The organism is Burkholderia sp. AU39826, assembly GCF_020419965.1.
Classification (GTDB): Bacteria; Pseudomonadota; Gammaproteobacteria; order Burkholderiales; family Burkholderiaceae; genus Burkholderia; species Burkholderia semiarida.
This window is the reverse complement of record NZ_JAIZQG010000014.1, coordinates 92,996-106,416: the sequence shown is the minus strand read 5'-3', so window position 1 is coordinate 106,416 and position 13,421 is coordinate 92,996. Positions and strand designations below refer to the sequence as shown.

Sequence of the window (13,421 nt, the reverse complement as noted above, 5' to 3'; positions counted from 1 at the left end):
CGTCGCGTATTCGGGTTACGCTTCGCCGGGCGGCGCCATGCGTCGCATGCCGGGCCAGGCGTTTTTACCTCGAATGTCGCGTGCACGTAGCTTCTACGGGTGCGCGACCCAGCGACGATCAAGCCGATGAGAACCCAGAACCGATCGAATGCGCGCGGGCATGCTGCACGTTGCGCAAGTGGCAAGCGCAGCACGTACCTGTCATCCGTCGCGGCGGCCGTGCTGCTGACGTTGCTGCCGCCCGTCGCGCATGCAGCCGGCTTCGACTGCGCGAAGGCTGCGTCACCGACCGAGAAGAAGATCTGTGCGGACGCCGCACTGTCGAAGCTCGACGGCGATCTGTCGACGGCGTGGAAGAGGGCGCTCGCGAAGGGCGGCGATACGGCCGCGCTGAAGGCGGCGCAATTGAAGTGGCTCAAGCAGCGCGACCAGTGCGGCAGCGATGCGTCGTGCCTGGGCGACCGCTACCGCGAACGGCTCGCGAGTTTGAACGGCACGCCGCTGGCCACCGATCGCTGGCAGCAGACGTGGTATCTCGACAGCGATAACCCATCGTTCGGTGGTGTGCTGACCTTCACCGGTACCGCGCCGCGTCTTCATTTCGAGGTGGGCGCCAACAACGGCGCGAATGATGGTGGGCTCGACGGCAACATCGTGCTGCACGGTGATACCGGCACCTATCGCAACGACAAATGCCGGCTGGATTTCGACCGGAAGGGCGGGCGCATCCGTGTCACACAGCAGGGTGCCGATTTCGATTGCGGCGCCGGTATGGGCGTCTCGTACGCAGGCGACTACCTGCCCGCCGCGCAGGCGCAGGCGAAACCGCAAGCCGACCTGCTGAGCCTCAAGGTCGTGACCGACGGGCAGCAGAACGCGACCGCGCACAAGCTGCTCGGCGCCGACTATCAAACGCTCGTCGACATGGTCAACTCCCGCACCGACGAGAAGGATCTCGACGGCCTCAACGCACACGTGACGTCGTACTGGGTGCGCGGCATCGCGACGACGAACGCGGCGATCGTGATGCGCCGCGGCACCGATCTGTGGATCGGGCTGCTCGTGTTCGATGCGAAGAACAACGTCCGGATGCGTTACTACTCGAACGTGCCGGCGTGGAAGAAAACCGTGCCGAAGACGATCACCGCGTGGCACGACAATCTCGACAAGACGCTGCCGATCGACGTGATGCCGTAAGCCGGCGCTGCCCGCTATTTCTTGCTTCGGCGCGCGGCACGCGCCGGCGCCGCCGCGGATTCTCGTATGCGCAGTTCGGGCTGGACGGCATGGCCGGGCCCCGTCGCGCCGTTCTCGAGCGCGTCGAGCAATGCACGCGCCGCCTGGCGCCCGATCGCGTCGGTATCCACCCACATCGTCGTCAGCGGCGGCTGGATCTCGCGCGCGAGCGCGACGTCGTCGAATCCGGTGATCGACAACTGCGCGGGCACGTCGATGCCGAGCGCCTGCGCCTCGAGCAACGCGCCGAGCGCGAGCGCGTCGTTGCCGCAGATCACGGCCGTCGGCCGCGTCGCCGCATCGCTGCCGGCAATGGCACGCAGGCTCGCCCGCCCGAACGCGATCGTGGCCGCGCCTTCGTGCTGATGCACGGGGCGCACCGCGAGCCCGTGCGCGGCCAGCGTGTCGTGAATGCCGCGCAGGCGGGCCTGGACACGGTCGTTGTCCGTCGACGGCTGCATGATGATCGCGAAATCGCGATGACCGAGATCGAGCAGGTGCGTGGTGAGCCGCGCGAATGCCGCGCGGTTGTCGAAGCCGATGCAGCAGTGCGGGCTGTCGTCACGGTACGCATACGTGACGACGTACGGCACGCGATGCATCGCAAGGAGTTCGAATAGTTCAGGCGGATACGCTTCGCCGACCAGCGACACGGCTTCCACGCCGCGCGACAGCATTGCGCGCACCTGCGCGAGTGCCTGCGCCGGGTCGTAGTTCGAGCAGCCGAGGAACAGCGTGATGCCGTGCTCGGCCATGACCGTCTGCATGCCGGCGACCTGCGACGCGAACACCTGGTCGTCGAGGGTCGGAATGATCGCGCCCGTGATGTGGGTGCGCGTGGACGCCAGTGCGCGGCCGGCCGCATTCGGGATCCAGTTCAGTGCGAGCGCCGCGTCGCGCACGCGTTGCTGCACGTCGGCCGATACCTTGCCGGGATCGTTGTACACGCGAGAGACGGTCGCGGTCGATACGCCGGCCAGTTTCGCGACGTCGCCGAGCACCGAGCGGCCGCTGCCGCGGCGTGCGCGGGGCGTGCTCATCGGTTGTCTCCGGGGAGGGCGGCCGTGCCGCTGCCGTGTGCCGTCAAAAGCGTCATTGTTTACCCTCGATTCGTGATGCTCCCGCTTGCATTCCCGACCAACCCTGCGAGAATGTAAGCGCTATCGTACTGCTGCTTCCCTATTATGTCAGACACTTGTTCGATCCGTATGGCGAAATTTTCCGAGACGATGACCATTCCGGTCATTTTGTCGACCGCAAATGTAAGCGATTACATTCAGCAATGAACGGCCGACGGACACCACGTATCGCCGTCGTCGGCAGCGTCAACATTGACCTCGTCACGCGCGCGCCGCGCCTGCCGGTGCCGGGCGAGACGCTGCTCGGCACGACGTTCGAGACCGTTCACGGCGGCAAGGGCGCGAACCAGGCGGTGGCGGCCGCGCGCTTGGGCGGATCGGTCGCGATGATCGGCTGCGTCGGCGACGACGCGTTCGGTGCGCGCCTGCACGGGGCGCTGGCGGCGGAGCGCATCGACGTGACGCACTTGCACCGGATCGCCGGCACGGCGACCGGCGTGGCGACGATCACCGTCGACGACGGCGGCGCGAACAGCATCGTCGTCGTGCCCGGTGCGAATGCGTGCGTCGATGCCGACCGGATCGACGCGGCGTGCGACGCGATCGCCGGGGCCGCGCTGCTCGTGTGCCAGCTCGAAGTGCCGGTCGCCACCGTGGCGCGCGCGATTGCCTGTGCCAGCGCGCATCACACGCCGGTGTTGCTCAATCCCGCGCCCGCGCAACCGCTTTTCGATGCGTTGCTGGCGCGGGTCGACTATCTCGTCGTCAACGAAACCGAGGCCGAGTCGCTGACCGGCATCGCGGTCGGCGACGACGCGTCGGCCGCGCGCGCCGCCGATGCGCTGCGCGCGAAGGGCGTCGGCAACGTGTTGGTCACGCTCGGCGCGCGCGGTGTCTGCTGGCGCGGCAGCGCAGGGAGCGGCCGCCATCGTGCGCTCGGGGTGGCGGCCGTCGACACGACCGCGGCCGGCGACACGTTCGTCGGCGGGTTCGCGGTCGCGCGGGCCGGCGGCGCATCGATGGACGACGCGATCGGCTTCGGCCAGCGTGCGGCCGCGATCAGCGTCACGCGCCGCGGCGCGCAGACATCGATTCCGACGCGCGACGAAGTCGACCGTATGGAGACCTGAATTCCGCATCCGACGGAATGGCCGAACCCGGCCGCTGACAGTGACATGGAGACAATCGACATGAACGACAATCAAGCTGTTCCGCACGCGCCGCCACGGATTCGGCGCGGTCAACGCATCGCGCTCGCGCTGTTGATGGCGAGCGGGATCGTCAACTATCTCGATCGCGGCACGCTGGCCGTCGCGAGTTCCGCGATCCGCGGCGATCTCGGCCTGTCGCTCGCGCAGATGGGGCTGCTGCTGTCGGCCTTCTCGTGGAGCTATGCGCTGTGCCAGTTCCCGGTCGGCGGGCTGGTCGACCGCATCGGCCCGCGCCGGCTGCTCGGCATCGGGCTGATCGTCTGGTCGTTCGCGCAGGCGGCGGGCGGTATCGTATCCACCTTCGGCTGGTTCATCGTCGCGCGCATCGTGCTCGGCATCGGCGAGGCGCCGCAATTCCCGTCGGCCGCGCGCGTGGTGAGCAACTGGTTTCCGCTGCGCGCGCGCGGCACGCCGACGGGCATTTTCAATGCCGCGTCGCCGCTCGGTACCGCGCTTGCGCCGTTGCTGCTGTCGGTGCTCGTTGCGTCGTTTCACTGGCGCTGGGCGTTCATCGTGACCGGCGCGCTCGGTCTCGTCGTCGCCGTCGTGTGGTTCGCGCTGTATCGCGATCCGGTGCGCGCGAAACTGTCCGCCGCCGAACGCGCTTATCTCGATGCCGATGCGCAGAGCGCGGTCGCCGCGCCGAAACTGACCTTCGTCGAATGGCGCAGCCTGTTCTCGCACGGCACGACGTGGGGGATGCTGATCGGCTTCTTCGGCTCCGTATACCTGAACTGGGTCTACCTGACCTGGCTGCCGGGCTACCTGACGATGGAGCGGCACATGAGCCTGATCCGCACGGGGTTTGCCGCGTCGGTGCCGTTCCTGTGCGGGTTCGTCGGTTCGCTGGTCGCCGGCTGGCTGTCGGATCTCGTCACGCGCCGCAGCCGGTCGCCGGTCGTGAGCCGGCGCAACGCGGTGGTGGCCGCGATGCTCGGGATGGTCGCGTTCACGATTCCGGCCGCGCTCGTGCAGAGCAATACGGTTGCGCTCGCATGCATTTCGGTGGTGATCTTTCTCGCCAACGCGGCGTCGGCGTGCTCGTGGGCGCTCGCGACGGCAGCCGCGCCGCCGAGCCGCATCGCGTCGCTCGGCGCGATCCAGAATTTCGGCGGCTTCATCGGCGGCGCGCTGGCCCCGATCCTGACCGGCGTCATCGCGCAGAAGTGGTCGTTCGTGCCCGCGCTGCTCACCGCGGCGGCGATCGCGTTCGCCGGCGCGATGGCGTACCTGCTGCTGGTGCGCAAGCCGATTCCCGAACAGGCCGCGAGCGCCGCGCCCGGACCGTTGCCGGCTTGAGCTTGCAGCCTGCATCCGCATTCATTGAAGCAAGGAGAAACAGATGCACTACCCGCAGCCATCGAACGTGACGATCGAGGGGATCGTGCCGGTGATGCTGACGCCATTCGACGACGCCGGCGCGATCGACTACGCCGGGCTCGAGCGGCTCATCGAATGGTATTTGGCGCACGGCTCGGATGCGTTGTTCGCGGTCGCGCAATCGAGCGAGATGCAGTTCCTGAGCCTGGCCGAACGCGCGGCGCTCGCGCGTTTCGTGGTCGATCGCGTGGCCGGGCGCGTGCCGGTCGTCGCGTCGGGCCACATCAGCGACGACCTCGACGCGCAGGTCGCCGAACTGTGCGCGGCGGCCGAATCGGGCGCGCAGGGCGTCGTGCTCGTGACCAACCGGCTCGATCCGCAACGCAACGGCAGCGCCGCGTTGCTCGACCATCTGCGCCGGCTGCTCGCGCGGCTGCCGTCGGATCTTCCGCTCGGCCTGTACGAATGTCCGGCGCCTTATCGGCGGCTTCTGTCGGATGACGAGTTGCGCGCGTGCATCGATACGGGCCGATTCGTGATGCTCAAGGACGTGAGCTGCGATCTCGCGACGGTGAAGCGGCGCGTCGCGCTGGCCGCGGGGTCGCCGCTGAAAATCCTGAACGCGAACGCCGCGATCGCGTGGGACGCGATGAAGGCCGGGTCGGCCGGTTTCAACGGCGTGTTCACGAACTTCCATCCCGATCTCTACCAGTGGCTGCGCACGCAAGGCGAATCGAATCCGGCGCTGGCCGACGAACTCTCGACGTTCCTGGTCGTCTCGGCGGTATCGGAGGCGCTGGGCTACCCGGCGCTCGCGAAGCTCTATCACCAGCGGATCGGCACGTTCGGGTCGATCAAATGCCGTGCGATCGACTACGACGTGCGCGAACGCTTCTGGGCGCTCGACGCGGTACTCGACAAGATCGTGGCCGGCACCGAACATTTCCGCCGGCGGATCGCGGCGTCATAACGCAGGACGCGCGCCGCCAGCAGCGCGGCGCGTGATCGCATCGCATGCCGTGCCGTGCCGTGCATGCGGCACATCCGCTGCGTGCCCGAACGACCCGTCTTGCGCGAGGCGTCGCAGTCGCGGCGCCATCATCGCGATTCCCTTCCCGTCGCTGGCGGCAATGCCTGCCGCTTCGCGATGCGGCTGCCATTCGCAGTCATTCGCGACGTCACGAACTGCCGGGTCAGTTGCGCGGCATAGTCGGACAGATTCGACTGCTGCTGCGCGACACGCTTCAGATCGTCGGCCAGTGCGGTCGTCCGCACGTCGATCATCCCGTTCTCCGGATTGAACAGGCCAAGCAGCAAGCGAATGTATCGCTCGGCGAGAGGTGTTCTTCCTTGCCGGTATCAGTTGGCAAGGCTGGTCTGGAGCGAATCGTCCGCCATCCGCGCTGGCCGGCCGTCACCGGATGGGCCGCTCTCCCGCGATTGTCCACTATTTCGAGACAGAAAATCGTGTTTCTGCGGATTGATGAATTTTTGCGGGACAGTAGACTGCACCCGTGCTTCGCCAGAACCGATCCGGCGCGCGCCGTCAGTCGCGGCGTCACCGGATGGATTCTTCGGCGGCGGGCCACCTGGCTTGCCGCGCGACTGCGCGAAGAGTGGTCCGTTGCCGGCATCGCGCGCCGATTCGACGCGCAGCGGCAGCGGATGCATCAAACCGTCAATTCAAGGGTGATTGCCATGCGTTACGTTTCACTGGAGTCGAAGAAGGACGAGCTGCTGCTGGCGGCTCGCGTGCTGATGATGATCCTGTTCGTGCTGTTCGGCTGGCAGAAGCTGCACGGCTTTTCGGGCACGGTCGCGTACATGGCGTCGACGGGGAATCCGGCGCCCGAACTCGCGGCCGCGATCGCGGTGGCGGTCGAACTGGTGGGCGGCGTGCTGATCGCGATCGGCTTCTATACGCGTCCGCTCGCGCTGGCATTCGCCGCCTATACGCTCGCGACCGCGCTGATCGGCCATCGTTACTGGGCGCTGCAGGGGATGGAGCAGTACATGGCGATGATCAACTTCTACAAGAACGTAAGCATCATCGGCGGGCTGCTGTTGCTCGCGTTGAGCGGGCCGGGCCGGTATTCGGTCGACCGGAAGTAAGGCACGACGAAGTTTCCGTTCGGTATCACAAGCCCGGTACGTGCAAGCGTGCCGGGCTTCGTTTTTGCGGGCGACGCTGGGGCGGCGCGCGTGCCGACGACGGAACCGGAGTCGTGCCCAGGCACCGCGGGCAGTGCATGCGCTCGCGGTCGGAATCCGCATCGCGGATCACGCATTGCACGAAGCCGTTGGCCGGCTGGAAATGGATGAAGAAAGAGGCGAAGAAGCGGGCGATCATGTTCCGACCGGATGCGAGCCGTTCATACTGTCCAATAGGCCCGATAATCCATTCGTTTCCGTGATCGAGCGCCACCCATGCCAAACCAGATTTCACCGATCGACCGTCCCACCATCCTCGTCATCGGCGCGTCCGGCCTGCTCGGCCGCGCGGTTGCCGCGTCCTTGTTCCGCGAACCGTCGCTGACGCTGCTCGCAACCATCCGGCACCCGCAAGGCGCCGGCGCAAAACTGCTCGCATTGCCGCCGGAAAACATCGCCGAACTCGACGTCCTCAACGAGCCGGCTCTCGAGCGCCTGTTCGAAACGTGCCGGCCCGCTGCCGTCGTCATTTGCGCCGCCGAACGCCGCCCCGACGTCTGCGAACGCGACCCGGCCGCGGCCCGCGCCATCAACGTCGCGGCGCCGGCCCGCATCGGCGCGCTCGCCGCGCGATTCGGCGCATGGACGCTCGGCATCTCGACCGACTACGTGTTCGACGGCAACGCCGCCCCGTACGGCGAGGACGCCACCCCGAACCCGCTGAACATCTACGGTCGCACCAAACTGGAAGGCGAGGCCGCGCTCCTCGCCGCCTCGCCACTGTCGTGCGTGCTGCGCCTGCCGTTGCTCTTCGGCCCGATCGCCGACTGGAGCGAATCGGCCGTCACGAGCCTCGTGCCGGCCGTCGTCGCGTCCGCGCGACCGGGCGCGGACGCGGTCGGCATGGACGCATGGGCGATCCGTTATCCGACCTGGACGCCCGACGTCGCGCAGGTCATCCGCGACCTGACGCTGCGCCATCTCGCGGGGAAATCCGTCACGGGCATCCGCCATTGGTCGAGCGAGGAGCCGATGACGAAGTACGACATCGCGCGGCGAATCGCGGCCGCGCTTGGCATCGACGCGTCGCTCGCGCCGATTACGCAGCCGACCGACGCAACGCCGCGCCCGTACGACTGCCATCTCGATGCGGCGCGCGTGCGCGCGCTCGGAATCGATTACGCGACGCCGTTCGATACGGCGTTGCGGGCCGTGCTGCGCGACGCGCCGCAGGCGCGGTAGGGTCGGCGTCCTTCGCGGCTCGCGGTACCCAGCCGACATATCAACCCCCAATCCGTCGTGGAGCGTACGGCCGTGCTTTCCCGGCGCGTCGCCAACGCATCCGGCAACGGGGCAGACAGCTGCGAGCCCCAATCCTCAGACGTGTTTCACGTCTGAGCGCACTCGCGATCGAATTCAGGATTTGTCTAGTCATCCTTGAGATTCGCTCGCTCGAATTGCACCAAACATGTGCCGGAATTCCCCGCGACGATGCACGCCAGAGCCCTGAAATTAGGGGATTTCCCGCGTTTCCCGCGTTTTTATTGATCACTGCTTGTCTCGCTGTTTTTCTTCTTGCATGCTTGTATAGACAAATTCCTGAGGCGGCTCGCTGCACCGAAGGGATGGCGAACTTCAACGCAAGGAGAATCTCGTGAACGGCAAGCGCATCAAGTGGGCAATCAGGACGATCGGCGTCATCGCGGCTGCGGCGGCCACGCTCGCGGCACCGGTGCAGGCGAAGGAATGGAAGACGGTGACGGTCGCGCTCGAAGGCGGCTACGCACCGTGGAACCTCACGCTGCCGGGCGGCAAGCTGGGCGGTTTCGAACCGGAACTGCTCGCCAACGTGTGCGAGCGGATCAAGGTGCAGTGCAACATGGTCGCGCAGGACTGGGACGGGATGATTCCCGGCCTGCAGGCCGGCAAGTTCGATGTCCTGATGGATGCGATTTCCATCACGCCGGAGCGCGAAAAGATCCTGCTGTTCTCGCGTCCGTACGCGGCGACGCCGGCGACGTTCGCCGTCACCGATACGAAGATCCTGCCGAAGGCCGCGCCCGGCGCGCCGATCGTCAAGCTGACGGGCGACGCCAACACGGACAAGCCTACCGTCGACACGCTGCGCAAGCAGTTGAAGGGCAAGACGATCGGTATCCAGTCGGGCACCGTCTACACGAAATTCATCAACGACAGCTTCAAGGACATTGCGTCGATTCGCGTGTACAAGACGTCGCCCGAACGCGATCTCGATCTGGTCGCCGGGCGCATCGACGCCTCGTTCGACGACGTCACGTACTACGCGGCGAACAACGCGAAGAAGGACAACGCATCGATCGTGCTCGCGGGGCCGAAGCTCGGCGGGCCGATCTGGGGGCCGGGCGAAGGGCTCGCGTTCCGCAAGCAGGATGCCGACCTGAAGACGAAGTTCGATACGGCGATCGGCGCGGCGCTCGCGGACGGCACCGTGAAGAAGCTCGCCGACAAGTGGTTCAAGACCGACGTCACCCCGTAAGCGCGTGTTCGGCCGCCGTCGCGTAAGTTCGTCGAACGGCGCGCGGCGGCACGCATCCAGCGGATCCACTCAACACATGCCGGGAGGCACGCATGGCGATTCTTGAAATGCTCGGCTTCGGCACCGAAGGCTGGGGCGGTGTGCTGCTGCTCGCCGCACTGATGACGGTCGCGCTGACGCTCGCCGCGCTGGCGGTTGGCGCCGTGATCGGCGCGGCGATCGCGGCGGCGAAGCTGTCGCGCTACCGCAGCCTCCGCCTGCTCGGCGATCTGTATACGACGGTATTTCGCGGCGTGCCCGAACTGCTCGTCATCTATCTGTTCTACTTCGGCGGCTCGACGCTCGTGACGGCCGTCGGCCAGTGGTTCGGCGCGGAAGGCTTCATCGGCGTGCCGCCGTTCGTGATCGGCGCGCTCGCGGTCGGGATGATCTCGGGCGCCTATCAGGCCGAGGTCTATCGCGCGGCGGTGCTCGCGGTGTCGAAAGGCGAGCTCGAAGCGGCGCGTTCGATCGGCATGCCGCGCGGCATGGTGCTGCGGCGCATTCTGGTTCCGCAGGTGCTGCGCTTCGCGCTGCCCGGTATCGGCAACGTGTGGCAACTGAGCCTGAAGGATTCCGCACTGATCTCGGTCACCGGGCTTGCCGAGTTGCTCCGCACGAGCCAGATCGCCGCCAATTCGACTCACCAGTACTTCGTGTTCTTCGTCGCGGGCGGTGCGCTGTATCTGCTGATGACGGGCTTGTCGAACCGCGTGTTCAACCGGGCCGAGGCGATCGTCGGCCGGTCGTTCCGCCGCAATTTCGCGCGCAACTGACGGAGAACGGGCATGTCCATCGATTTCGCTTTTCTCGTCGACACGCTGCGCCAGTTGCTGGCGGCCGTGCCGACCACGCTCGGCCTGTTCTTCGCATCGCTCGTGCTCGGCGGCCTGCTGTCGCTCGTGATCGTCACGATGCGCGTGTCGCCGCGCTGGCTGCCGAACCGCTTCGCGCGGGCCTATATCCTCGTGTTTCGCGGCTCGCCGCTGCTGATCCAGATGTTCCTCGTGTATTACGGGCTCGGCCAGTTCGGTGTGATTCGCGAGAGCTTCATGTGGCCGCTGCTGCGCGAGCCGTACGTCTGCGCGGTGCTGTCGCTCGCGCTGTGCACGGCAGGCTACACGGCCGAAATCCTGCGCGGCGGGTTGATGGCCGTACCGGTCGGGCAGATCGAGGCCGGCTATTCGATCGGCCTGTCGGGTTTCGCGCTGCTGCGGCGCGTGATCGGCCCGATCGCGCTGCGCCAGTGTCTGCCCGCGTATTCGACCGAAGCCGTGCTGCTCGTCAAGTCGACCGCGCTGGCGAGCCTCGTCACCGTGTGGGAAGTGACGGGCGTCGCGCAGCAGATCATTCAGCAGACCTACCGGACGACCGAAGTGTTCGTCTGCGCGGCCGTGATCTATCTGGGCCTGAACTTCATCGTCGTGCGCCTGCTCGGCGCGCTCGAATGGCGGCTCTCGGGGCACCTGCGTGCGCCGAAGCCGTCCGGTGCGCCAGCCGCGGCGACCCGCAATGCCCGGCGCGTCGCGTCCTGAGCGCGCCCATTCTTTCCAGGAGAATCCGATGAACACCGCCGCCCCCGTCGCGCTGTCGGTCAGAAACATCCACAAGTCGTTCGGCGATCATCATGTGCTGAAGGGCATTTCGCTCGACGCGCACGAGGGTGACGTCATCTCGATCCTCGGCGCGAGCGGGTCGGGCAAGAGCACGTTCCTGCGTTGCCTGAACCTGCTCGAGACACCCGACGACGGCTCCGTCGCGCTCGCGGGCGAGGAGTTGGCGATGAAGCGTGCGCGCGACGGCAAGCTGCATCCGAGCGACCGGCGCCAGGTCGACCGGATCCGCTCGCAGCTCGGGATGGTGTTCCAGAACTTCAACCTGTGGTCGCACATGACGGTGCTCGACAACCTCGTCGAGGGACCGCTGCGCGTGCAGAAGCGCAGTCGCGCGGAAGCGGTGGAGGAGGCCGAGGCGCTGCTCGCGCGCGTCGGCCTCGCGGACAAGCGCGGCTACTATCCCGCGCATCTGTCCGGCGGCCAGCAGCAGCGTGTCGCGATTGCCCGCGCGCTGGCGATGCATCCGAAGGTGATGCTGTTCGACGAACCGACGTCGGCGCTCGACCCGGAACTGGTCGGCGAGGTGCTGCGCGTGATGCGCTCGCTGGCGGAGGAGGGGCGCACGATGCTGGTCGTCACGCATGAAATGGGCTTTGCGCGCCACGTGTCGAATCGCGTGATGTTCCTGCATCAGGGCGAGGTCGACGCGGACGGGACGCCCGACGACGTCTTCGGCGGTCAGACCTCCGAGCGCTTCCGGCAATTCGTGTCGAGCCACCACGACCGCACGACGAACTGAGGCCGCCATGACCGTATTCCGTGCGGCGCAGCCGCTCGACTGGCGACAGGTGGCGGCCGTGGCGGCCGGCGAGCCGCTGGCGTTGGCCGACGAGACGCGCGCGCGTGTCGCGGCCGCCCGCGAACTCGTCGACGAGATCGTCGCGCGCGGGATTCGCGCGTACGGCGTCAATACCGGCGTCGGCGCGCTGTGCGACGTGATCGTGTCGCCGGCGCAGCAGAGCATGCTGTCGCACAACATCCTGATGAGTCACGCGGTGGGCGTCGGCATGCCGCTCGGCGCGGCCGAAACGCGCGCGATCATCGCGGCCGCGATCAACAACTATGCGCACGGGCATTCGGGCGTGCGTGCCGACATCGTCGACCAGCTCGTCGCGCTGCTCGAGCACGATTGCCTGCCCGAAGTGCCGGCGCACGGCTCGGTCGGGTACCTGACCCACATGGCGCACGTCGCGCTCGTCTGCGTCGGGCACGGCCATGCGCGCCATCGCGGCGAACGCCTGCGCGGCGCCGACGCGCTGCGGCGCATCGGCCGCGAACCGCTCGTGCTCGGCGCGAAGGAAGGGCTGAGCCTCGTCAACGGCACGCCGTGCGTGACGGGGCTGGCGGCGCTCGCGCTGGCTCGCGCCGAACGGTTGCTCGACTGGGCCGACTGGATCGCGGCGACGAGTTTCGAGAACCTCGGCGGGCAACTCGCCGCCTTCGATCCGGCTTCGCTCGCGCTGCGGATTTCGCCCGGTATCGGCCAGGTCGGCGCCCGCCTGCGTGCGCTGCTGGCGGACAGCGGCATGCTTGCCGCGGCGAGCGGCCGGCATACGCAGGATCCGCTCAGCCTGCGCACGATTCCGCACGTGCATGGCGCGGCGCGCGACGTGTTCGACGTCACGGCCGAGGTGGTCGATCGCGAACTCGCGTCCGTCACCGACAATCCGATCGTCGCCGGCACGCGCGAGACGCCGGCCGTGCATTCGCAAGCGCATGCGGTCGGCGCGGGCATCGCGCTCGCGATGGACAGCCTCGCGGCGGCGATGGCGCAGGTCGCGGCGATCGCCGAGCGGCGCCTCGACCGGCTCGTGAATCCGCTCGTCAGCGGGCTGCCGGCGTTTCTTGCCGCGCCGGGCGGCAGTTGTTCGGGGTTCATGATCGCGCAGTACACGGCGGTCGCGCTGGTCGCGCAGAACCAGCGGCTTGCCGCGCCGGCGAGCCTCGACGGCGGCATCACGTCGGGGCTGCAGGAAGATCACCTGTGTCATGCGACGCCGGCCGCGTTGAAGGCGCTCGACATCATCGAGAATACGACGCGCGTGCTCGCGATCGAATTGCTTGCGGCCGCGCAGGCGTACGATCTGCAGCCGGGCGAAACGGCGCGCGCCGCGTCGACCGACGCGCTGTGGCGGCATGTGCGCGAACGCGTGCCGGCGTATCGCGACGACCGGCCGCTCGCGGACGATATCGCGATCGCGGCCGGCATCGTCGCGGGTGTGCCGCCTTCGTTGCAGTGACGACGGCCAACGAC

General features: G+C 67.5%; 15 protein-coding genes. 11 read left to right on the top strand and 4 right to left on the bottom strand.

Annotated features, from left to right (window positions below; all coding sequences use genetic code 11):
* Window positions 1–126 precede the first annotated feature (126 nt).
* The gene (locus tag LGM42_RS22380; protein ID WP_226233211.1) at window positions 127–1,197 is read left to right on the top strand and encodes a lysozyme inhibitor LprI family protein; all 1,071 of its coding nucleotides are present in this window, start codon (window positions 127–129) and stop codon (window positions 1,195–1,197) included.
* A 14-nt stretch (window positions 1,198–1,211) separates the two neighbouring features.
* On the opposite strand, the gene LGM42_RS22375 is transcribed toward LGM42_RS22380, so the two are convergent.
* On the bottom strand, window positions 1,212–2,276 hold the full coding sequence (locus LGM42_RS22375) for a LacI family DNA-binding transcriptional regulator (protein WP_059579374.1): 1,065 nt from the start codon (window positions 2,274–2,276) through the stop codon (window positions 1,212–1,214).
* A 242-nt stretch (window positions 2,277–2,518) separates the two neighbouring features.
* Between LGM42_RS22375 and rbsK the strand changes: the two genes are divergently transcribed.
* The 3 genes from rbsK to LGM42_RS22360 are packed head-to-tail and all read left to right on the top strand — an operon-like array spanning window position 2,519 to window position 5,816.
* Complete coding sequence (rbsK, locus tag LGM42_RS22370) at window positions 2,519–3,445, top strand: ribokinase (protein ID WP_226233210.1); 927 nt, start codon at window positions 2,519–2,521, stop codon at window positions 3,443–3,445.
* A gap of 60 nt (window positions 3,446–3,505) precedes the next feature.
* A complete protein-coding gene (locus LGM42_RS22365) occupies window positions 3,506–4,825 on the top strand; it encodes an MFS transporter (protein WP_226233209.1) in 1,320 nt (439 codons plus the stop codon).
* 43 nt (window positions 4,826–4,868) lie between these two features.
* Window positions 4,869–5,816, top strand: a complete 948-nt coding sequence (locus LGM42_RS22360; RefSeq protein ID WP_226233208.1) for a dihydrodipicolinate synthase family protein — start codon at window positions 4,869–4,871, stop codon at window positions 5,814–5,816.
* 128 nt (window positions 5,817–5,944) lie between these two features.
* Here LGM42_RS22360 and LGM42_RS22355 read toward each other — a convergent pair whose 3' ends face one another.
* On the bottom strand, window positions 5,945–6,163 hold the full coding sequence (locus tag LGM42_RS22355) for a hypothetical protein (protein ID WP_226233250.1): 219 nt from the start codon (window positions 6,161–6,163) through the stop codon (window positions 5,945–5,947).
* Between the two features lie 42 nt (window positions 6,164–6,205).
* Complete coding sequence (locus tag LGM42_RS22350) at window positions 6,206–6,520, bottom strand: hypothetical protein (protein ID WP_226233207.1); 315 nt, start codon at window positions 6,518–6,520, stop codon at window positions 6,206–6,208.
* A gap of 24 nt (window positions 6,521–6,544) precedes the next feature.
* Here LGM42_RS22350 and LGM42_RS22345 point away from each other — a divergent pair, with 24 nt between their 5' ends.
* Window positions 6,545–6,958 (top strand): DoxX family protein, encoded by a 414-nt coding sequence (locus tag LGM42_RS22345; protein WP_060309990.1) that lies wholly within the window; start codon window positions 6,545–6,547, stop codon window positions 6,956–6,958.
* A gap of 25 nt (window positions 6,959–6,983) precedes the next feature.
* Here LGM42_RS22345 and LGM42_RS22340 read toward each other — a convergent pair whose 3' ends face one another.
* Window positions 6,984–7,196 carry a hypothetical protein gene (locus LGM42_RS22340; protein ID WP_226233206.1) on the bottom strand — a complete coding sequence of 71 codons (213 nt, stop codon included), beginning with the start codon at window positions 7,194–7,196 and terminating at the stop codon, window positions 6,984–6,986.
* Window positions 7,197–7,273: 77 nt separating this feature from the next.
* Between LGM42_RS22340 and LGM42_RS22335 the strand changes: the two genes are divergently transcribed.
* From LGM42_RS22335 to LGM42_RS22310, 6 genes are all read left to right on the top strand, one after another.
* Complete coding sequence (locus LGM42_RS22335; protein WP_226233205.1) at window positions 7,274–8,239, top strand: dTDP-4-dehydrorhamnose reductase family protein; 966 nt, start codon at window positions 7,274–7,276, stop codon at window positions 8,237–8,239.
* A gap of 412 nt (window positions 8,240–8,651) precedes the next feature.
* The gene (locus LGM42_RS22330) at window positions 8,652–9,512 is read left to right on the top strand and encodes a transporter substrate-binding domain-containing protein (RefSeq protein ID WP_059579363.1); all 861 of its coding nucleotides are present in this window, start codon (window positions 8,652–8,654) and stop codon (window positions 9,510–9,512) included.
* A 92-nt stretch (window positions 9,513–9,604) separates the two neighbouring features.
* The gene (locus tag LGM42_RS22325; RefSeq protein WP_059579360.1) at window positions 9,605–10,327 is read left to right on the top strand and encodes an ABC transporter permease; all 723 of its coding nucleotides are present in this window, start codon (window positions 9,605–9,607) and stop codon (window positions 10,325–10,327) included.
* 12 nt (window positions 10,328–10,339) lie between these two features.
* Window positions 10,340–11,086 (top strand): ABC transporter permease, encoded by a 747-nt coding sequence (locus LGM42_RS22320; RefSeq protein WP_059579357.1) that lies wholly within the window; start codon window positions 10,340–10,342, stop codon window positions 11,084–11,086.
* A gap of 28 nt (window positions 11,087–11,114) precedes the next feature.
* A complete protein-coding gene (locus LGM42_RS22315; RefSeq protein ID WP_060309986.1) occupies window positions 11,115–11,906 on the top strand; it encodes an ABC transporter ATP-binding protein in 792 nt (263 codons plus the stop codon).
* A gap of 7 nt (window positions 11,907–11,913) precedes the next feature.
* Entirely contained in the window at window positions 11,914–13,407 is a 1,494-nt protein-coding gene (locus LGM42_RS22310) for an HAL/PAL/TAL family ammonia-lyase (protein WP_226233204.1), read from the top strand.
* The last annotated feature ends 14 nt before the right edge of the window (window positions 13,408–13,421 follow it).